The organism is Streptomyces sp. DSM 118878, from assembly GCF_052936595.1.
On the sequence record NZ_CP193622.1, the window covers coordinates 2,026,429 to 2,045,534 of the forward strand.

General features: G+C 72.1%; 15 protein-coding genes and 2 pseudogenes. 7 read left to right on the top strand and 10 right to left on the bottom strand.

Features of this window, described 5'->3' with window-relative positions:
- Positions 1-86 precede the first annotated feature (86 nt).
- A complete protein-coding gene (locus ACRAKF_RS08660) occupies positions 87-2,306 on the bottom strand; it encodes an NADP-dependent isocitrate dehydrogenase (protein WP_447036346.1) in 2,220 nt (739 codons plus the stop codon).
- A 113-nt stretch (positions 2,307-2,419) separates the two neighbouring features.
- Here ACRAKF_RS08660 and ACRAKF_RS08665 point away from each other — a divergent pair.
- Positions 2,420-2,497: pseudogene (locus tag ACRAKF_RS08665) on the top strand (TetR/AcrR family transcriptional regulator); the annotation flags it as partial.
- Positions 2,498-2,551: 54 nt separating this feature from the next.
- Here the strand turns inward: ACRAKF_RS08665 and ACRAKF_RS08670 are convergent.
- Positions 2,552-4,063: an alpha/beta hydrolase gene (locus tag ACRAKF_RS08670; protein ID WP_447036347.1), complete on the bottom strand. Its 1,512-nt coding sequence runs from the start codon at positions 4,061-4,063 to the stop codon at positions 2,552-2,554.
- 136 nt (positions 4,064-4,199) lie between these two features.
- Here ACRAKF_RS08670 and ACRAKF_RS08675 point away from each other — a divergent pair.
- A pseudogene (locus ACRAKF_RS08675) lies at positions 4,200-4,416 on the top strand (aldo/keto reductase); the annotation flags it as partial.
- A 73-nt stretch (positions 4,417-4,489) separates the two neighbouring features.
- Entirely contained in the window at positions 4,490-4,990 is a 501-nt protein-coding gene (locus tag ACRAKF_RS08680; RefSeq protein ID WP_447041877.1) for a DUF6314 family protein, read from the top strand.
- Here the strand turns inward: ACRAKF_RS08680 and ACRAKF_RS08685 are convergent.
- Positions 4,987-6,423, bottom strand: a complete 1,437-nt coding sequence (locus ACRAKF_RS08685) for an aminotransferase-like domain-containing protein (RefSeq protein WP_447036348.1) — start codon at positions 6,421-6,423, stop codon at positions 4,987-4,989. The genes ACRAKF_RS08680 and ACRAKF_RS08685 overlap by 4 nt on opposite strands.
- On the opposite strand from ACRAKF_RS08685, the gene ACRAKF_RS08690 reads away from it, so the two are divergent.
- Together ACRAKF_RS08690 and ACRAKF_RS08695 are read left to right on the top strand one after the other, a co-directional pair.
- Positions 6,422-7,366: a DMT family transporter gene (locus tag ACRAKF_RS08690; RefSeq protein WP_447036349.1), complete on the top strand. Its 945-nt coding sequence runs from the start codon at positions 6,422-6,424 to the stop codon at positions 7,364-7,366. The genes ACRAKF_RS08685 and ACRAKF_RS08690 overlap by 2 nt on opposite strands.
- 108 nt (positions 7,367-7,474) lie before the next feature.
- A complete protein-coding gene (locus tag ACRAKF_RS08695) occupies positions 7,475-7,666 on the top strand; it encodes a DUF1918 domain-containing protein (protein WP_447036350.1) in 192 nt (63 codons plus the stop codon).
- Positions 7,667-7,683: 17 nt separating this feature from the next.
- Here the strand turns inward: ACRAKF_RS08695 and ACRAKF_RS08700 are convergent, their stop codons facing one another.
- On the bottom strand, positions 7,684-8,919 hold the full coding sequence (locus tag ACRAKF_RS08700; RefSeq protein WP_447036351.1) for a glycoside hydrolase family 10 protein: 1,236 nt from the start codon (positions 8,917-8,919) through the stop codon (positions 7,684-7,686).
- A 188-nt stretch (positions 8,920-9,107) separates the two neighbouring features.
- On the opposite strand from ACRAKF_RS08700, the gene ACRAKF_RS08705 reads away from it, so the two are divergent.
- Positions 9,108-9,968, top strand: coding sequence for a 3-hydroxybutyryl-CoA dehydrogenase (locus ACRAKF_RS08705; protein ID WP_447036352.1), 861 nt, complete (start codon positions 9,108-9,110; stop codon positions 9,966-9,968).
- Between the two features lie 222 nt (positions 9,969-10,190).
- Positions 10,191-10,448: a hypothetical protein gene (locus tag ACRAKF_RS08710; protein ID WP_447036353.1), complete on the top strand. Its 258-nt coding sequence runs from the start codon at positions 10,191-10,193 to the stop codon at positions 10,446-10,448.
- Here ACRAKF_RS08710 and ACRAKF_RS08715 read toward each other — a convergent pair whose 3' ends face one another.
- The 6 genes from ACRAKF_RS08715 to ACRAKF_RS08740 form a co-directional block, all read right to left on the bottom strand.
- The gene (locus tag ACRAKF_RS08715) at positions 10,449-10,991 is read right to left on the bottom strand and encodes an NUDIX hydrolase (RefSeq protein ID WP_447036354.1); all 543 of its coding nucleotides are present in this window, start codon (positions 10,989-10,991) and stop codon (positions 10,449-10,451) included. It lies immediately after the preceding gene.
- A gap of 130 nt (positions 10,992-11,121) precedes the next feature.
- Positions 11,122-12,471 (bottom strand): transcriptional regulator, encoded by a 1,350-nt coding sequence (locus tag ACRAKF_RS08720; protein WP_447036355.1) that lies wholly within the window; start codon positions 12,469-12,471, stop codon positions 11,122-11,124.
- Positions 12,472-12,745: 274 nt separating this feature from the next.
- Positions 12,746-13,831, bottom strand: a complete 1,086-nt coding sequence (locus tag ACRAKF_RS08725; RefSeq protein ID WP_447036356.1) for a PP2C family protein-serine/threonine phosphatase — start codon at positions 13,829-13,831, stop codon at positions 12,746-12,748.
- 192 nt (positions 13,832-14,023) lie between these two features.
- The gene (gene pheT, locus ACRAKF_RS08730; RefSeq protein ID WP_447036357.1) at positions 14,024-16,534 is read right to left on the bottom strand and encodes a phenylalanine--tRNA ligase subunit beta; all 2,511 of its coding nucleotides are present in this window, start codon (positions 16,532-16,534) and stop codon (positions 14,024-14,026) included.
- On the bottom strand, positions 16,534-17,694 hold the full coding sequence (gene pheS / locus ACRAKF_RS08735) for a phenylalanine--tRNA ligase subunit alpha (protein ID WP_447036358.1): 1,161 nt from the start codon (positions 17,692-17,694) through the stop codon (positions 16,534-16,536). Before pheS ends, pheT begins: the two co-directional genes overlap by 1 nt.
- 149 nt (positions 17,695-17,843) lie before the next feature.
- Positions 17,844-18,986, bottom strand: coding sequence for an ATP-binding protein (locus ACRAKF_RS08740; protein ID WP_447036359.1), 1,143 nt, complete (start codon positions 18,984-18,986; stop codon positions 17,844-17,846).
- Positions 18,987-19,106 lie beyond the last annotated feature (120 nt).

A 19,106-nucleotide genomic window follows, 5' to 3' on the forward strand; every position in this document is an offset into this window, starting at 1 on the left:
TCCGGGGTCTCGTCCGGCCACGCGGAACACGCGGAAGGGGCCTCCCGCCAGAACGGCGGGAGGCCCCTTTCACGTGCGTGCGGACGTCAGCCCAGGATCGACAGCGCCTGGTTGAGCGTCGCGGACGGGCGCATGACCGCGGAGGCCTTCGCCACGTCGGGCTGGTAGTAGCCGCCGATGTCGGCCGGGCTGCCCTGCACCGCGATCAGCTCGTCGACGATGGTCCGCTCCTGCTCGGAGAGCGTCTTGGCCAGGGCCGCGAACGCCTCTGCGAGCTCCGCGTCCTCGGTCTGCTTGGCCAGCTCCTGCGCCCAGTACAGGGCGAGGTAGAAGTGGCTGCCGCGGTTGTCGATGCCACCGAGGCGACGGCTCGGCGACTTGTCGTTCTCCAGGAACGTGGCCGTGGCGCGGTCCAGGGTGTCGGCGAGGATCTGGGCGCGCGCGTTGCCCGTGGTGGTGGCCAGGTGCTCGAAGCTGACCGCGAGGGCCAGGAACTCGCCCAGGCTGTCCCAGCGCAGGTAGTTCTCCTTGACGAGCTGCTGGACGTGCTTCGGGGCCGAGCCGCCCGCGCCCGTCTCGAAGAGGCCGCCGCCGTTCATCAGCGGGACCACCGAGAGCATCTTGGCGCTGGTGCCGAGCTCCAGGATCGGGAAGAGGTCCGTGAGGTAGTCGCGCAGGACGTTGCCGGTGACGGAGATGGTGTCCTCGCCGCGGCGGATGCGCTCCAGGGAGAACGCGGTGGCGTCGACCGGCGACATGACCCGGATGTCCAGGCCCTCGGTCTCGTGGTCGGCGAGGTACCGCTCGACCTTGCCGATGAGCACGGCGTCGTGGGCGCGGGTCTCGTCCAGCCAGAAGACGGCCGGGCTGCCGCTGGCGCGGGCACGGGTGACGGCGAGCTTGACCCAGTCCTGGACCGGCGCGTCCTTGGTCTGGCACATGCGGAAGATGTCACCGGCGGCGACGGCCTGCTCCAGGACGACCTCGCCGGCGCCGTCGACGACCCGCACGGTGCCCGTGGTCGGGACCTCGAAGGTCTTGTCGTGGCTGCCGTACTCCTCGGCCTTCTGCGCCATGAGGCCGACGTTCGGGACCGAGCCCATCGTCGACGGGTCGAAGGCGCCATTGGCGCGGCAGTCGTCGAGGACGACCTGGTAGACGCCGGAGTAGCTGCTGTCCGGGAGGACCGCGAGGGTGTCGTGCTCCGCGCCGTCCGGGCCCCACATGTGGCCGGAGGTGCGGATCATGGCCGGCATGGAGGCGTCCACGATGACGTCGCTGGGGACGTGCAGGTTGGAGATGCCCTTGTCGGAGTCGACCATGGCGAGCTCGGGGCCCTCGGCCAGCTCGGCCTCGAAGGACGCCTTGATCTTCGCGCCGTCGGACAGCGAGTCCAGGCCCTTGAAGATGCCGCCGAGACCGTCGTTCGGGGTGAGCCCCGCGGCGGCGAGGACGTCGCCGTACGCGGCGAAGGTCTTCGGGAAGAAGGCGCGGACCACGTGGCCGAAGACGATCGGGTCGGAGACCTTCATCATCGTGGCCTTGAGGTGCACGGAGAAGAGGACACCCTCGGCCTTGGCGCGGGCGACCTGCTCCGTGAGGAACTCGCGGAGCGCGGCGACGCGCATCACGGAGGCGTCGACGATCTCGCCCGCGAGGACGGGTACGGACTCGCGCAGGACGGTGGTGGAGCCGTCGTCGCCGACGAGCTCGATGCGCAGCGAACCGGCGTCCGCGATGACCGCGGACTTCTCGGTCGAGCGGAAGTCGTTCTCGCCCATGGTGGCGACGTTCGTCTTGGAGTCGGCCGTCCAGGCGCCCATGCGGTGCGGGTGGGCCTTGGCGTAGTTCTTGACCGAGGCGGGGGCACGGCGGTCGGAGTTGCCCTCGCGCAGGACCGGGTTGACGGCGCTGCCCTTGACCTTGTCGTAGCGGGCGCGGATGTCGCGCTCCTCGTCGGTCTTCGGGTCGTCCGGGTAGTCGGGGAGCGCGTAGCCCTGGCCCTGAAGCTCGGCGATGGCGGCCTTGAGCTGCGGGATCGAGGCCGAGATGTTCGGCAGCTTGATGATGTTCGCCTGCGGGGTCTTGGCGAGTTCACCGAGCTCGGCGAGGGCGTCGTTGATGCGCTGGCCCTCCTCGAGACGCTCGGGGAAGCTGGAGATGATGCGGCCCGCGAGTGAGATGTCGCGCGTCTCCACGCTGACCCCCGCTGTCGAGGCGTAGGCCTGGACCACCGGCAAGAACGAATGGGTCGCCAGGGCCGGGGCCTCGTCAGTGTGGGTGTAGATGATGGTCGAGTCAGTCACCAGGTGCTCCGCTCCGCGTCTGCAACATTGCTCGACATCAAGATATCTCGTACCTCCCCCCTTACGGACAGTGCCCCTGGGGTCCGAATCCTCGTGGACACTGCCTACGACTCGTGGCGGCCGAGGGGGCGCGCGCGCTGATCCTGCGGGAGATCGCCCGCAGGGCGGGGGTGTCGCACGGGGCGCCCCGGGGGCCGGCAGGGCGGCCGCGGTGGCCGCGAGGCCGGTTCGTCCGGTGATCCCCCTCATCGGCTCTCCTCCGGCTTCGCGCAGGTCAGGTCGGTGTCGGGCAGCGTTCCGGCACGCAGATACGTGTTGACCGCGCGGTCGGCGCACGGGACGGCGGTGAGACCGCTGTCGCCTCGCCCGTAGACGCCGTGCGCGCGAATGTCCGCCGTGAGCAGGCGTGATCCTGTGAGCTTGCGGTGCAGGGCGAGGGCACCCTCGTAGGGCACGTTGTTGTCGTCACGGGCCTGGAGCATCAGGACGGGCACGTCATTGGTGATCCGCGTGGCGGGTTCGCGGGGCTCGCCCTTCCAGAACGCGCACGGGGCGATCATTCCGTTGACGTAGGGCCCGAAGACCGGCTGCGTGGCACGGCTGCGCTGCATGTTCCTCCAGTACGTCTCCGGGTTCTTCGGCCAGCCGCCCGCGGGCCATCCGCCGTCGCCGCACATGAAGATCGCACCGCCGACCATGCTGCTCTCCAGCTCGGGCGAGTTCAGCAACGCCAGGAGCCCGGCGAGCGCGGGACCCGGCTCGACCTCCTCGCCCGCGGCGGCTCTCTTCAGGTCGGCGACGACTTCGGTGAGCTGCGGGTCGTACTCCTCGTGCTGGACGAGCTGCTTGACGAGCAGGCGCAGCAGCGGCGCGTCGAGCCGCTGCCCCGCGACGGGGATCGGATGCCGTTCGGCCCGCCGCAGCAGGGCGAGGACGTCCCTCCGTACGCGGCCTCGCAGCGCCTTCTCGGCCGGCTCCCCCGAGCGCTGGAACAGCTCGTACTGCGTGGCCTCCGGGTCGGTCGAGGAGTCGAGGACGACGCGGTCGGCGCGGCGCGGGAACAACTGGGTGTAGACCGCCCCCAGGTCGGCGCCGTACGAGACGCCGTAGTACGACAGCTTGCGCTCGCCGAGCGCGGCGCGGATCGCGTCCATGTCACGGGCGACGTTGCGGGTCGAGGCGTGCGGGAGCAGCCGGGCGTTGTCCCGGTGGTCCTGGCAGCGGCGGGCGGTGTCGCGTGCGGCGCGCACCGACGCCTCGAAGTCCGCGCGCGGTGTGGTCTCCCGCGCCGACGGGGCGGGACGGGAGGAGGCACCGCAGGTGAGCGGGGTGCTCTCGCCGAGGAAGCGGGGGTCGAAGCCGATCAGGTCGTAGCGGTCCGCCGCGTCCTTGAGCGAGGGGCGCAGGGCGAGGGTGTGGGCGAGGCCGGTGCCGCCGGGGCCGCCCGGGTTGGACAGCAGGATGCCGCGCCGCTCGGCGGGTGACTTCGCCTCGATACGGGAGATCGCCAGCCGGATCGTGGGGCCGCCGGGGTCGGCGTGGTCGAGCGGCACGGTCACCTTCGCGCACCGCGCCCCCGCTTCGTTCAACTCCTTCTGGTCCGCGGAGCACCTTCCCCAGTCCAGGTCGTGGCGTGAGTCCGGGTCGTGGCGTGCCGCGTCCTGGGTTCGGGTCGGTGGGGGCGCCGCGACGGCCACTCCCCCCGTCAGGAGACCGGCGATGCTGAGACCGGCGGTGACTGCTGAGGTGACGCGCATCGTGCTCCCTCGTTCGGCGGCGTTCGTCTCCGCCCGTCAGACCGGAGACGATCACCACGCTACGAACACGGAGGGCGCCCCGACATCGGGGCAGCGCCCCAACTCCCCTGGGGCCAGCACCAGTACGCTCGCTCCCGCCGGGCAGCTCGCGCTGGCCTGGGTGCAGCACCCGCGGGGACGACGTCGTACCGATCCCGGGCACGCGCCGTGAGAAGTACCTGGCGGAGAACGTGGCGGCCGCCACGATCGAGCTGAGCGCCGACGAGCTCGCGGAGATCGACGCGGCGGCGCCCGCGGGCCGCATCGCGGGCGGACGGTACGACGAGCGCAGCATGTCGGTGGTGGACCGCTAGGCCCTGCTCGTTTGGTCAGCCCGACGCGTAGCCTGCGGGCATGCCCCTTTCCGACGACGAGAGCGCCGAGGCCATGGCCGCCGCCCGGGACAGGCGGGGCGGCGTGGGATCGCGCTCCGCCTTCCATCCCGTCCCTGACGCCCTGGCCCACCTCTCGGGCGAGTGGCTCGTCACGCGGACCGTGGTCGATCTCGGGGGCGGTTCCGAAGGCCGCTTCGCCGGTACGACGGTGTTCTCGCCGCTGCCCGCTCCCGACGAGGGCGGGCTCCTGCACCAGGAGTCGGGGACGTTCACCTGGTGCGGCGTCAAGCGCCCCGCCGAGCGGACCCTCCGGTTCCTGCCGGGCGACGAGCCGGGCACGGCCCGCGTGGAGTTCGCCGACGGGCGCTTCTTCCACGACCTCGACCTCCGCCGGGGCCGGCACACCGTGGACCACCCCTGCGCGCGGGACCTCTACCGCGGCGAGTTCGAGGTGCACGCCCCGGACCGCTGGGTCTCCCGCTGGCGGGTGGGCGGCCCGGCCAAGGACCTCCTGCTCGTCACGGAGTACGTCCGCGCCCGAGGAACCCCCTAACCGCCCACCTCGTCGCAGGCGGCCCGCAGTCTCCGTACCCCCTCGTTGATCTCCCCGAGGCCCGCGACCGCCGCGAAACTCAGGCGGACGTGGGCCGCCGGGGGCTCCGCCGCGAAGTAGGGGCGGCCGGGGGCCACGGCCACGCCCGCGCGCAGCGACGCCGAGGCGAGGGCCGTCTCGTCGGTGCCGTCGGGCAGCCGTACCCAGAGGTTGTAGCCGCCCGCCGGGATGTGCGGCACCGCCAGGTCGGGGATGCGCAGCCGCAGGGCCGCGGCCATGGTGTCCCTGCGGAGCCGCAGCTCGGCCGAGACCGCGCGCAGGTGGCGCGGCCAGGCCGGGGAGCCGACCAGTTCGAGGGCCGCCTCCTGGAGCGGCCTCGGTACGAAGAAGTGGTCGACGACCTGGATGGCGCGCAGCCGCTCCAGGACCGGGCCGCGGGCCGCGAGCGCGCTCACCCGGAAGCTCGGCGAGGTGGCCTTGGTGAGCGAGCAGACGTGGACGACCACGCCGTCCCGGTCGTCGGCGCTGAGGGGCCGCGGCAGTGGCCCGGCGTCCTCGTGGACCAGGCGGCGCACGAAGTCGTCCTCGATGACGAACGCCCCCGCCGCACGGGCGATCCGCAGGACCTCGGGGCGGCGGGCGGCGGAGAGCACGGCCCCCGTCGGGTTCTGGAAGAGCGGCTGGCAGACGAAAACCTTCGCGCCCGTGGCGCGGAAGGCGGCTTCGAGGAGCTGCGGGCGCACCCCGTCCGTGTCGAGAGGCACCGGCACGGGGCGCAGCCCGGCCGCGCGGGCGATGGCCAGCATCCCCGGATAGGTGGGCGACTCCACGAGCACCGGCGCCCCCGGCGGCGCGAGCGCCCGCAGCGCGGTGGTCAGCGCGCTCTGGCCGCCCGCCGTGATCAGCACCTCCGCGGCCGTGATCGCCCCGCCGATCCCCCGCGCGAACCACTCCCGCAGCTCGGGGAGCCCGTCGATCGGCGGCCTCCCCCAGGCCCCGGGCCGCCGTCCCGCCCGTGCGAGCGCCGCCGCCATCGCCCGTTCGGGCTGGAGCGCGGGGGCGAGGTAGCCGCCGTTGAACTCGATGACGCCGGGCGCGGGCGCGGCGAGCGTGGCGAGCACCCCGGAGGCGTCGACGGCGCGCGGCACCAGCTCCGCCGTGGCGTCGGCGCTCAGGGACACCTCCTGCCACGAGGTGTCGCCGGCGGGCGCGACGGCGGCCCGTGGCTCGGCGCGGAAGACGCCCGCGCCGGGCCGGGTGACGACCAGCCCTTCGGCGGCGAGCTGGGCCAGGGCCCGGGAGACGGTCACCGGGCTCACCCTGAACCGCTCGATGAGCGCCCGGCTCGACGGCAGCTTTCCACCTGGAGAGTAGCGGTCCAGCTCGTTCTTCAGGTTTTTTATCAGCTCTTCGACACTGCTACCGTCATGCATGACAGCACAGGATAGCGCTACCCGCCCGGAGCGGATAGCGGTCAGCGAAGCGGCCACCGACACGACCGGCTCCGCGGCCACCGGCAGACGCAGGAGCGGCACCGCCATGGCCGCCCTCGGCGTCGTCGCCTTCTCGCTCACCTTCCCCGCCACCGCCTGGGGCCTTGAGGGCATCGGCCCCTGGAGCCTCGTGACCCTGCGCGGCGCGCTGAGCGCGCTCATCGCGGGCGGCTGCCTGCTGGCCCTGCGCGTCCCGGTCCCGCACCGCCGCCACTGGCCGGGGCTCGCGGTGGTCGGCGCCGGCGTCGTCGTGGGGTTCCCGCTGCTCACCACGCTCGCGCTCCAGACCTCCACCACCGCGCACGCCGCCGTGGTCGTGGGGCTGCTCCCCCTGACGACCGCGGTCTTCTCGGCGCTGCGCACCGGGGCGCGCCCCTCCCGGATGTTCTGGGTGGCGGCGCTCGCCGGAGCCGCCGCGGTCATCGCCTTCACCGTGCAGCAGAGCGGCGGCGCCCTGACCGGCGCCGACCTCTACCTCTTCGGCGCGCTCCTGATCTGCGCGGCCGGCTACACCGAGGGCGGCCGCCTGGCCCGCGAGATGCCGGGCTGGCAGGTCATCGGCTGGGGTCTGATGCTCTGCCTGCCGCTCAACGCCGTGGGCGCGTTCGTCGCCCTCGGGCACGAGTCCTTCCGGCTCACCGGGCACAGCACGGCGGGCCTGCTCTACTCCGCGATCGGCTCGCAGTTCCTCGGCCTGGTCGTCTGGTACCGCGGCATGGCGGCCATCGGCGTCCCCAAGGCCAGCCAGCTCCAGCTCGCGCAGCCGCTGCTCACCCTGGTCTGGTCGGTCTTCCTGCTCGGCGAGCACCTCACCGTCGCCGCCCCGCTCACCGCGGCCGCCGTGCTCGTCTGCATCGCGGTCACGCAGCGCTCCCGCGGCTGAGGCAGCGTCCGTTCGAACCGCCCCAAACCCGGCCACTGGTCGTACACTGGCGGCCACGGATAGCGACCACTGATGGCGACCACAGAGCGGGACGAGGGGACACACCACATGCGTGCAACCGTGGGCGACGAGCTGTTGGTGCACGGCAGGACCGTCGGGCAGCACGACCGGATCGCGCAGGTCATCGAGGTGCTCGGACCGGACGGCGGTCCGCCGTACCGGGTGCGGTTCGAGGACGGCCACGAGACGCTGATGTCGCCGGGCCCCGACACCGTCGTACGGCACCAGGGCACGGCGTAGGACGCGGCGGCGACCGGTCAGCGCGGCGGCTTGGCCGGCTTGCGGTAGTGGTCGGCGACGACGCGCGCCATCGCGCCGTTCTTGTCGACGCCGACCTCCTTCGCGGAGAAGTAGATGTGCCCGCGCACCTCGCGGTACCGCTCGGCCAGCGTGAGGTGCAGGGACAGCTCCGCCGGGTCCTGCCAGGGCGCGGGCTGCGCCGGGTCGCCGGCCTTGTACAGGGCCTCGCCGATGTACAGGTTCACGCCCGTGCCGCGCACGACGTCGTTCCACCACGGGACCAGCTTCGCGTAGTCCGCGACGGCGAAGCCGATGTTCCAGTAGACCTGCGGGACGATGTAGTCCAGCCACCCCTTCTCCACCCAGCCGCGGGTGTCCGCGTACAGATCGTCGTACGTCTGCACCCCCGCCCTGGTGTCCGATCCCGTCGGGTCGGTCGCGATGTTGCGCCAGACGGCGAAGGGGCTGACCCCGAACTGGGTGCCGGGGCGCGTCTTCTTCACGCGGACGGACATCTCGCGCACCAGTTTGTCGATGTTGTCGCGCCGCCAGGACGCGCGGTCGGGGAAGCCCTTGCCGTAGCGCGCGAAGGCGTCGTCGTCGTCGAAGACCTGCCCCGCCACCGGGTACGGGTAGAAGTAGTCGTCCCAGTGCACGGCGTCGACCGCGTAGCGCCGCACCGCGTCGAGCATCGCGTCCTGCACGAAGCGCCGCACCTCGGGCAGGCCCGGGTTGTAGTAGAGCTTCCCGCCGTACGGCACGACCCAGTCGGGGTGGACGCGTGCGGGGTGGGTGGCCACCAGGCGTGAGGGGTCGGTGTGGTTCGCGATGCGGAACGGGTTGAACCACGCGTGCAGCTCCAGGCCCCTGCGGTGCGCCTCCTTCACCGCGGTGCCCAGCGGGTCCCAGCCCGGGTCCTTGCCCTGGACCCCGGTGAGGTACTCCGTCCACGGCTCGTGCGGCGACGGCCACAGCGCGTCCGCGGTGGGTCTCACCTGGAAGACCACGGCGTTGAGCCTGCGGTTCACCGCGGAGTCGAGGAACGCCAGCAACTCGCTCCGCTGCGCCTGCGCGGTGAGCCCCGGCTTGGAGGGCCAGTCGCGGTTGACCACCGTCGCCAGCCACATGCCGCGCAGTTCGCGGCCCTTGTGCGGACGTCGTCCGGGGGACGCCGCCGCGCTCCCCGTGGACGTCAGGCCGGCGACCGTCGCCGCGGCCAGCACCGAGAATCCCCGACGTGACATATGCCTCATCGTTACGCCCCTGAGCTCGCATCCGTCCGGCCCCAGCGCCGGTTGTGCGCACAGCATGCCCGACCCGGCCCGCCATGGACCCCGTGTTGCGGAGTAACGTTCACGGCCGAGGCAGGCACCGCGTCCGAACGGGGGGTGGGGGCCTGCCGGCCCCCGTAATCAGCGAAAGGCACGAGGTGACCGACTCCATGACCGATATCGCACGCGTCGGAGTGGTGGGCTGTGGCCAGATGGGCGCGGGAATCGCGGAGGTCTGCGCCCGCTCCGGTCTTGACGTGAAGGTCGCGGAGACCACCGGCGAGGCCCTGGAGATCGGCCGTACGCGCCTGTACAACTCGCTCTCCAAGGCGGCTGAGCGCGGCAAGATCTCCGAGGAGGAGCGGGACGCGACACTGGCGCGCCTGAGCTTCACCACCGACCTCGGCGAGTTCTCCGACCGTGACCTGGTCATCGAGGCCGTCGTGGAGAACGAGCAGGTCAAGACCGAGATCTTCCAGGTGCTCGACCAGGTGGTGACCCGGCAGGACGCGATCCTCGCCTCCAACACCTCCTCCATCCCGCTCGTGCGGCTGGCCGTCGCGACCTCGCGTCCCGACCAGGTCATCGGCATCCACTTCTTCAACCCGGCGCCGGTGCAGCAGCTCGTCGAGCTGATCCCCGCGCTGACCACGTCCGAGGGCACCATCAGCCGGGCCCAGGGCATGGTCGAGAAGGTCCTCGGCAAGCACGCGATCCGCGCCCAGGACCGCTCGGGCTTCGTCGTCAACGCGCTGCTCATCCCGTACCTGCTCTCCGCCATCCGGATGTTCGAGTCGGGCATCGCCAGCCGCGAGGACATCGACAACGGCATGGAGATGGGCTGCGCCCACCCGATGGGGCCGCTCAAGCTCTCCGACCTGATCGGCCTGGACACGGTCGCCTCGGTCGCCGACTCGATGTACGCCGAGTACAAGGAGCCGCTGTACGCCGCTCCCCCGCTGCTCCAGCGGATGGTCGACGCGGGCCGCCTCGGCCGGAAGTCCGGCTCGGGCTTCTACACCTACGTCTGAGCCGCGCGGTCACGCGTCCGGAGCGATTCACTCCCCGTACGCACACACTCCGTACCCGACGGGCCCGGCACTCCTTCGAGTGCCGGGCCCGCGGCGTTCACACACCGTGTGCGCAAAGGGCTCGCATATGCCCATCGCACACTCTCCCGCCCTGTCCACCAGGAGAGTTCACTTTCTGTGCGGATGAAGGGGGGACGCGCCATTACAGAGAGGAGTGCGCTCGTGACCACCGACGGCGAGAGTGCCGTGGTCCCGGAAGAACTCGCCGAGTTACGCCGTAGCCTGGACGTGGGTCTGGCCCGCGTCGACGGACGGCTGGCGTTGCTCACACAGCACGACGACCAGAACGCCAAGACCGTGCAGACCCTGGAGACCCGGGTCGCCGCCTTGGAACACACGCGCTGGCCGCTGCCCACCATCGTCGCCCTCGCGGCGGTCGCGGCACTGGCCGTGGCGGTCTGGCAGGCCATCGGCCATTAGCTAGCGCGCGTCCTGGCCGAGGCGCAGATGGTGCAGGAGGAGCAGCGCCGCGGCCATGTTGGCGGCCGGGACCTCCCCGCGGGCCACCATGTCAGGGACGAGTTTGAGCGGGACCCACTCACGGCGGTCCGACTCGAAGTCGTCCTCCGGATGGCCCATGTACGTCCCTTCGTCGGACCAGTAGATGTGGTGCCGGGCGTCGGTGAGCCCGTTGGAGGGCTCGACGCTCATCAGGTGCCGCAGCGGGCCCGGCCGCCAGCCGGTCTCCTCCTCCATCTCGCGGGCCGCCGCGTACGCGATGTCCTCGCCGTCCTCGACGACGCCCGCCGCGAGCTCCCATCCCCAGCTGTCGGTGATGAAGCGGTGCCGCCACAGGAGCAGGACCTCGTTGGCCTCGTTGACGACGGTGGCCACGGCGACGGGCCGCAGCCGTATGAGGAAGTGGTCCAGATGCCGGCCGTCGGGTAGTTCGACATCCGCGAGATTGACCGTGAACCACCGGTTTCCATACACAGTTTGTTCGTTCTGTTTCGTCCATTGCACTGTTCTGCCACCTTCCGCCGAGTTGCTGGCAATATCGCAGCAGGTGGAAGGTCAGAGCAGAGTGTGTGGGGCGCGGAGAGGTGTGCACGGCGCGCCCGGAAGTCGGCGCCACCGGCGCGCCACCGGCACGTCACAGTGGAACGCGCAGCGCCCCTGCGATGAGTTCGGCCGCCTCGGCGGTGCCCGCGCAGTCGCTGCGCACGAGGTGCTCGCGGACCGCACGCAGCCGGTCACGCAGCCGCTGCGACTCCATGCCCCGCGCCTGTTCCGCCATTTCGACGGCCGTGGCCACCGCTCGGTCGGTGTTTCCCTGGCGCAGTTCGATCTGACTGAGCATCGCGAGGCGGTGGACCCGGCCCCGGTCGTGCGCCGGTGTGTCCACGGCCGCCGCGGCGTGCTCCCGGGCGCTGGTCAGGTCCCCGAGGCTGAGCAGCGCCTCCGCCACCTGTACGTTGACGAGGCCCGGCTGCACATAGCCCGTCTCGTCCGGCTCCCGGCCGCGCAGGATCCGGTCGGCCGCGGCCTCGGCACGCCTGATGCAGGACAGCGCGCTCCTGCCGTCGCCCAGGTGCGCGTACGCCTTGGCCTGCATGGCGTACAGATCCGATGCGAGCGCCGGGGTGAGGTCACGGCCCGCGGCCCGCAGCGCCGCCTCGGCGAACGCCACCGCCTGGCGGTACTCCCGCATGAACAGCGACTGGTTGACGAGCAGCGCGATCACGTACGCCCCGAGCCCCATGTCCCCGCTGGCCTTCGCGAGGCGCAGGGCCTGGTGGAAGTAGCGCTGGGCGAGGCCGTGCGCGTCGGAGTCATAGGCACAGATCCCCGCTATCGCCACCAACCCGCCCGTGGAGCGGTGCAGTTGGCGGCCCATCTCGTCCGTGTAGCTGCCGCGCAGCAGGGGCGCCGCCTCGGCGTTGAGGAAGCCGACGATGCGGGTGCGGGTCGCGACGCCGCCGGTCTTCCTGTACATCTGCTCGTAGTGCGCGCGGGCGGCCCGCATCATCTCGATGTCCGCCGTGCTGACGGGGTGCCGCCCGCCGCGGGAGACGTCGACGTCGTCCGGCGGGTTCTCCCACTCCCAGACGGGCATCACCGCGGGCGTGCCGGTCACCGCGGGGGCGCCGAGCAGATGCGGGCGCTGCTGTTCGTCCGAGCGCCACAGCGCGGTGGCCCGCTCCACGAACCCGGAGAGCGTCGTGGCCGCCGAGCCCACGCGGGCGGAGGGGACGCCGGGCAGCCCGAGGCCGATGTCGTCCAGCGTGACGGGCCGCTGGAGCCGGGCCGCGAGCACCTCGCAGATCAGGTCGGGGACCTGGCCTCGCGGGCGCTGCCCCTTCAGCCAGCGGGACACGGCCGTGTGTTCGTAACGCAGCGCGAGACCCCGGGACTTGCCGGCCTGGTTCACATGCGCGGCGAGTCCCGCGTGGGAGACGCCGGCTTCGTCGAGGATCGCGTCGAGCAGGGTGTTGGGCTGCATGGATGCCCTCCGGTGGCTCGGTCCCTTGTCAGATTAGTCGAGGTGCCTTCACACGGGGTGTGAACGGAGTGCCCGCGTCCGGGGGGTGTGCGCTCTGCCGCGTGCCGTGTGGGCTCGCTTGACTGAGGTGCCTCATCAATTAAGGAGGCCGGCCGGGCCGCCGGCTCCCCCCTCGTACAGTGCGGCGGTCCTCATGGGCGCCGTCCGTCCCGCCGTCTGCCCGACAACTCCATGGCGGGGCGGGCGGCGCATGCCGTTCCCACGGCCGGGCGCCTCACGTCAGGGTGCCGGCGCGCCGTCCCTGCTCCGGGTGTTGCACGGGCAGCCTCGTGCGGTCGTTGCGCAGGGCGAGCAGCGCCACGTCGTCGGACGGCGACCGGCCGGTGTGCCGCCGCAGTTCGGCGTAGACCTCGTGGACGAGACCCTGCGGCGAGACCGGCCTGCCGGCGGCCTCGGTGAGCTTCGCCCGCAGCGGGAAGAAGGCTCCCGCCGCGTCGCGCGCGTCCTCCATGCCGTCGGTGTGCAGGACCAGCGTCTCGCCCGGCAGCAGCCGGCCGCCGTGGAAGACGGGCAGCTCGGCGGGGAGCGGGAAGGAACCGAGCGGCGGCAGCGGCTCGGTCTCCGTGAGGGGTCTCGCCTGCCCGCTGAGCAGATGCGGCCAGGGGTGCCCGCAGTTGAGCGCGGAGATCTCGCCGTCCTCGCCGATCTCCATGAGCAGTACGGTGACGAACTCCTCGGCCGACGGGGTCTGTGGCCCGGGGCCGCCTCGCGCCGGGTGCTCGGCGCGCGCCCGCTCCCGCAGGTGGCGTCCGAGGGTCCGCTCCAGCCGCCGCATCACCAGGGACAGTTCGGGTTCGTCGTGCACGGCCTCGCGGAAGCTGCCGAGGACGGCGGCGACGGTCCCGATGGCGGCGAGGCCATGGCCGCGGACATCCCCCATGACGACGCGGACACCGTGCTCGGTGGCGGCCACCTCGTACAGATCACCGCCGACCGTGGCACCCCGGGAGGCGGAGAGGCGTCCCGCGGCGAGGGCGAGCCCGGCGACGCGGGCCGGCAGCGGCCGCAGGAGCACGTCCTGCGCGGCGCCCGCGACCTCGCGGAGCTGCCGCAGCTCCCGCAGCAGCGCCCTGCGGACGTGCACGACGAGTCCGGTCCCCACGGCGAGGAAGACGGCACTGCTGACGAGCCGCGCCTCCAGACTGTCCTGCTGCGCGAGCGGACAGGCCAGTTTGTACGTGGCGGCGACGGCGCCCCAGCCCAGGGGCAGGCCCAGACCCGGGACCAGCCGCAGCCGTGCCCCTCTCGCGCCGGCCCGGAGCAGCCTCCGGCAGGGAGCCCCAGCCTTGATCCGCATCATGCCGACGCCCCCTCAGGACCGTGTACGGCGCGCAGGTAGGCCCCCACGGCCGGAACGATTCTGACCATCGGATGGGCCTATCGGGCCATAGTGACTTCTCCAGCCACTCGAACGAGTGAGGGGCCTGCCCGGCGGTGCGGACAAGCCCCTCTTTGCGCCTCTTGTGCGCCTGTTCTCGCCTACTCGCGGTGACTACGCTCCGCGCAGCACGGCGCCCGTGCGCTCGGCGGCCAGGGCGACGGCCGCGTCACGGGCCGCCGACGCCTCGTCGACGGTCAGCGTGCGGTCGGCCGCGCGGAAGCGCAGCGCGTACGCCAGCGACTTCTTGCCCGCGCCGATCTGCTCGCCCTCGAAGACGTCGAACAGCCGGATGGACTCGAGCAGGTCGCCCGCGCCGCCGGTGAGGTGGTGCTCGACCACGGCGGCCGGCACCTCCTTGTCGACGACCAGCGCGACGTCCTGGGTCGCCACCGGGTAGGTGGAGATCCGCGGCGCCCGGAGGGTGCCTTCACCGGCCTGCTCCACGCGGTCCAGGTCCAGCTCCATCGCGCAGGTCCGCGCGGGCAGGCCGAACGCCTTGACGACGCGCGGGTGCAGCTCACCGGCGTGCCCGACGGAGACGATGTCGCCGTCGACGACGACCTTCAGCTCCGCGCAGCGGCCCGGGTGCCAGGGGCCGTACTGCCCCTGGTCGACGATGAGCTCGGCGCCGGCCTCGCGGGCGACGGAACGCGCCGCCTCGACGGCGTCCGCCCAGTCCGCGGGGCGGCCCTTGCCCCACCAGCCGGCCTGCTCGCGGGCGCCCGCGAGGACGACGGCGGCGTGCCGGGGCTGGACGGGCAGCGCCTCGGTGAGGGAGGCGATCTCCTCGTCGGTGGGACGCCGGTCGACGGGCAGGCGCACCGCGACCTTGAGCTCCTGCCGGGGCAGGAAGACCAGCCCGGTCTCGAAAAGCGCCAGGTCGTGGCTGCCGCGTCCGTCGTTGCGGCGCAGCGCGGAGAGCAGCCCCGGCAGCAGCGTCGTACGGAGAGCGGGCTCCTCGTCGGAGAGCGGGTTGGCCAGCTTGACGACGCGGCGCGCGGGGTCGTCCGCGTCGAGGCCGAGCTGGTCGAAGACGCTCTCCCCGATGAAGGGGTAGCTCAGCGCCTCGACGTACCCGGCCCCGGCGAGCGCGCGGCCGACCCTGCGGTGCAGCCGCTGCCGCTCGGTGAGCCCGCGGCCCGCGGGGGGCTTGGGCAGCGTGGAGGGCAGGTTCTCGTACCCCTCCAGGCGGATGACCTCTTCGGCGAGGTCGTTCGGCTCGGCGAGGTCGGGGCGCCAGGACGGCACGGTGACGGTCAGGTCGTCCTGTCCGTACACGTCGCAGCCGACCTGCTGGAGGCGGCGTACGACGGTCTCGCGGCCGTACTCCACACCGGCGACCTTGTCGGGGTGGTCGGCGGGCATGGTGATCGTGCGCGGCGCGGTCGGCGCGATGACCTCCGTGACGCCCGCCTCCGCGGTGCCGCCCGCGAGCAGCACGAGCAGGTCGACGGTGCGCTGCGCGGCGGCCGACGCGGCCTGCGGGTCGACGCCGCGCTCGAAGCGCTTGGCGGCCTCGGAGCCCAGCTTGTGGCGGCGCGCGGTGCGGGCCACGGAGAGCGCGTCGAAGTGCGCGGCCTCGATGACGACGTCGGTGGTGCCACCGGCCGCTTCGTGGTCCGCGATCTCGGTGTTGGCGCCGCCCATGACGCCCGCGATGCCGATGGGACCGCGGTCGTCGGTGATGACGAGGTCCTCGGCGTCCAGGACGCGCTTGGCACCGTCGAGCGTGGTGAACTTCTCGCCCTGCTCGGCCCTGCGCACACCGATCGTGCCCTGGATGCGGGAGCGGTCGTAGGCGTGCAGGGGCTGGCCGAGCTCCATCATCACGTAGTTGGTGACGTCGACCGCGAGGGAGATCGGGCGCATGCCGGCCTTCTGAAGACGGCGCTGGAGCCAGATCGGGGAGCGGGCCTCGGGCCGCAGACCCGTGACCGTGCGCGCGGTAAAGCGGTCGCAGCCGATCGGGTCGTTGATCTTGACCGGGTAGCCGAAGGAGTTCGGCGCGGGGACGTCGAGGAGCGCCGGGTCGCGCAGCGGCAGGCCGTAGGCGATGGCGGTCTCGCGGGCGACGCCGCGCATCGACAGGGCATAGCCCCGGTCGGGGGTGACGGCGATGTCCAGGACCTCGTCGACCAGTTCGAGCAGCTGGATGGCGTCGGTGCCGACCTCGTGCTCGGGCGGCAGCACGATGATGCCGCCGCTGCCGTCGTCGCCCATGCCCAACTCGTCGCCGGAGCAGATCATGCCGTGCGAGGTCTTGCCGTACGTCTTGCGGGCGGCGATGGCGAAGTCGCCGGGCAGGACCGCGCCGGGCAGGACCACGACGACCTTGTCGCCGACGGCGAAGTTCCGGGCGCCGCAGACGATCTCCTGCGGCTCACCGGTGCCGTTGGCGGAGCCCACGTCGACGGTGCAGAAGCGGATGGGCTTCTTGAAGCCCTCCAGCTCCTCGATGGTGAGGACCTTGCCCACGACGAGCGGGCCCTTCAGGCCGGCGCCGAGCTGTTCGACGGTCTCGACCTCAAGGCCGACCTCGATGAGCTTGGCCTGCACGTCACGGCCGGTCTCGGTGGCGGGGAGGTCGACGTACTCCCGCAGCCAGGAAAGCGGGACCCGCATCAGATCTCCATCCCGAACGGCCGGGTGAACCGGATGTCACCCTCGACCATGTCTCGCATGTCTTCGACGTTGTGGCGGAACATCAGCATCCGCTCGATGCCGAACCCGAAGGCGAATCCGCTGTACTTCTTGGGGTCGACGCCGCAGGCGGTGAGGACCTTGGGGTTGACCATGCCGCAGCCGCCGAGCTCGATCCAGCCCTCGCTGCCGCAGGTGCGGCAGGGGCGGTCGGGGTTGCCCACGGACTCGCCGCGGCAGACGTAGCACACCATGTCCATCTCGGCGGACGGCTCGGTGAACGGGAAGTAGTTCGGCCGCAGCCGGGTCTTCATGTCCGGGCCGAAGAGCGCCTGGACCATGTGGTCGAGGGTGCCCTTCAGGTCGGCCATGGTCAGGCCCTCGTCCACGGCGAGCAGCTCGATCTGGTGGAAGACCGGGGTGTGCGTGGCGTCCAGCTCGTCCGTGCGGTACACGCGGCCGGGGCAGACGATGTAGACCGGCGGCTCACGGCGTTCGAGCAGCGCGCGGGCCTGCACGGGCGAGGTGTGCGTCCGCAGGACGACACCGGACTCTCCCCCGGAGCCGGAAGCCTGGGAGGTGCCCCCACCGTCGGTACCCGTGGGCCCCTGGACGAAGAAGGTGTCCTGCATCTGCCGTGCCGGGTGGTCCGGGGTGAAGTTCAGGGCGTCGAAGTTGAACCACTCCGCCTCGACCTCGGGCCCCTCCGCGACCTCGTAGCCCATGGCGACGAAGACGTCCGCGACGCGCTCCATGAACGTGGTCAGCGGGTGGCGGGCGCCGACCGGGGTGCGGTCGTAGGGCAGTGTGACGTCCACCGCCTCCTCGACCAGGACCCGGGCGTCCCGCTCGGCCTCGAGAGCGGCCTGGCGGGCGGCCAGCGCCTTGCTCACGGCGCCGCGGGCCATGCCCACGCGCTTGCCCGCCTCGGCCTTGGCCTGCGGGGGCAGCGCGCCGATCTCGCGGTTGGCGAGCGCCAGCGGCGAGGTGCCGCCGGTGTGCGCGACCTTGGCCTCCTGGAGCGCGTCGAGCGTGTCCGCGGCGGCGAAGGCGGCGAGCGCCTCGTCCCGCATGCGCTCGATCTCTTCAGGTTTCAGTGCCTCGACCTCAACAGGGTCGTACGACTTGTTCGGTGCCGACATCTCTTCCCGTGCTTCCGATTGGCTGGCGGATGGGTCCCCGTCAACAACTCGGAGACAAGCTGTCCCAGACATGGGGACACAAAGTGCCAACGACCGAGTCTAACGGGGGTGTGGTGAACGAATGAGCCCGTGGGCTGCTCACGGCGTCCTTACTGGAGATACGCCGGGGCCCCCACGGGCAACGTAAATCGGAACTGGGCGCCGCCGCCGGGCGCGCGGCCGACGGTGATCGTCCCGCCGTGCGCCTCCACGATGCCCTTCACGATATACAGCCCCAGTCCCGTGCCGCCGCGCTTGCTGCCCCGCCAGAAGCGGGTGAAGACGCGGCCCATCGATTCCTCCGGAATGCCGGGACCCTCGTCGCTCACGGTCACGGCGGTCTCGGCGCCGCCCCGCTCGCGCGGCGAGGAGGAGGGCGCCACCCCAATGGTGACGGTTCCCTCGCCGTGCCGCACCGCGTTTTCCAGCAGGTTGCCGAGCACCTGGTCGATCTTGTCCGGGTCGGCCCAGCAGTCGGGCAGCGGCTGCTGCACCCGGACGAGGAAGCGGTCCGCGTCCTGGCCGGACGCGACATGGGACTGGATGTGCCGCCCGACGGCAGCGCCGATGTCGACGGGCTGACGGCGCAGCTCCAGGCGCCCGGAGTCGATGCGGGAGATGTCGAGGAGCTCGGCGATCAGCCGGGTGACGCGGTTCGCGTCGGCGTCGACGGTCTCCAGCATCAGTTTCTTCTGGTCGTCGGTGAACCGTTCCCACTTGGCGAGCAGCGTCGCCGTGAAGCCCTTGACGGAGGTGAGGGGCGAGCGCAGCTCGTGGGCGACCGTGGCGATCAGCTCGGCGTGGCTGCGCTCGGTGCGGCGGCGGGCCTCGGTGTCCCGCAGCGAGACGACGACGCGGCGCACGGGCCCGGTGCGGTGGGTACGCAGATAGCGGGCGGAGACCAGGACCTCGCGGCCACCGGGGAGCAGGAGGTTGCGCTCGGGCTGGCCCACGCGGATGGCGAGGCCTCCGTAGGGATCGGTCAGCTGCCACCAGCGGCGGCCTTCGAGGTCCTCTAAGGGGAGCACGCGTTCGAGGGGCGCTCCGATGGCTTCGTCGGCACGGACGGCGGTGATGCGCGCCGCCGCCGCGTTGAAGCAGATGATCCGGCCCGTCTCGTCCGCCACGACGAGCCCGTCGGGCAGTTCGTCCGGGTCGAGTCCGAGGCCGCCGAGGTCACCGGGACCGCCATGGTCCGCGCGGGCACGGACGACGTCCGGTGCTCCCGGTGCTCTGCTCGTGCCGACGCTCATTTCCCCGTACCCCGCCTCTCGCACTTCCGGTGCGGGTGCCTCCCTGCTCAGTGGTGCCCCTATGTGTTCGAGCGGAACCGGGAACCTGCGAGCGGAACCGAGAACATGGGGGGAGCGACC

Coding starts and splice junctions, on each gene's coding strand:
- ACRAKF_RS08670 (WP_447036347.1), bottom strand. CDS start 4,063: ATGCGCGTCACCTCAGCAGTCACCGCCGGTCTCAGCATCGCCGGTCTC.
- ACRAKF_RS08680 (WP_447041877.1), top strand. CDS start 4,490: ATGGCCGCCGCCCGGGACAGGCGGGGCGGCGTGGGATCGCGCTCCGCC.
- ACRAKF_RS08690 (WP_447036349.1), top strand. CDS start 6,422: ATGACAGCACAGGATAGCGCTACCCGCCCGGAGCGGATAGCGGTCAGC.
- ACRAKF_RS08685 (WP_447036348.1), bottom strand. CDS start 6,423: ATGCATGACGGTAGCAGTGTCGAAGAGCTGATAAAAAACCTGAAGAAC.
- ACRAKF_RS08695 (WP_447036350.1), top strand. CDS start 7,475: ATGCGTGCAACCGTGGGCGACGAGCTGTTGGTGCACGGCAGGACCGTC.
- ACRAKF_RS08700 (WP_447036351.1), bottom strand. CDS start 8,919: ATGAGGCATATGTCACGTCGGGGATTCTCGGTGCTGGCCGCGGCGACG.
- ACRAKF_RS08705 (WP_447036352.1), top strand. CDS start 9,108: ATGACCGATATCGCACGCGTCGGAGTGGTGGGCTGTGGCCAGATGGGC.
- ACRAKF_RS08720 (WP_447036355.1), bottom strand. CDS start 12,471: ATGCAGCCCAACACCCTGCTCGACGCGATCCTCGACGAAGCCGGCGTC.
- ACRAKF_RS08725 (WP_447036356.1), bottom strand. CDS start 13,831: ATGATGCGGATCAAGGCTGGGGCTCCCTGCCGGAGGCTGCTCCGGGCC.
- pheT (WP_447036357.1), bottom strand. CDS start 16,534: ATGCGGGTCCCGCTTTCCTGGCTGCGGGAGTACGTCGACCTCCCCGCC.
- pheS (WP_447036358.1), bottom strand. CDS start 17,694: ATGTCGGCACCGAACAAGTCGTACGACCCTGTTGAGGTCGAGGCACTG.
- ACRAKF_RS08740 (WP_447036359.1), bottom strand. CDS start 18,986: ATGAGCGTCGGCACGAGCAGAGCACCGGGAGCACCGGACGTCGTCCGT.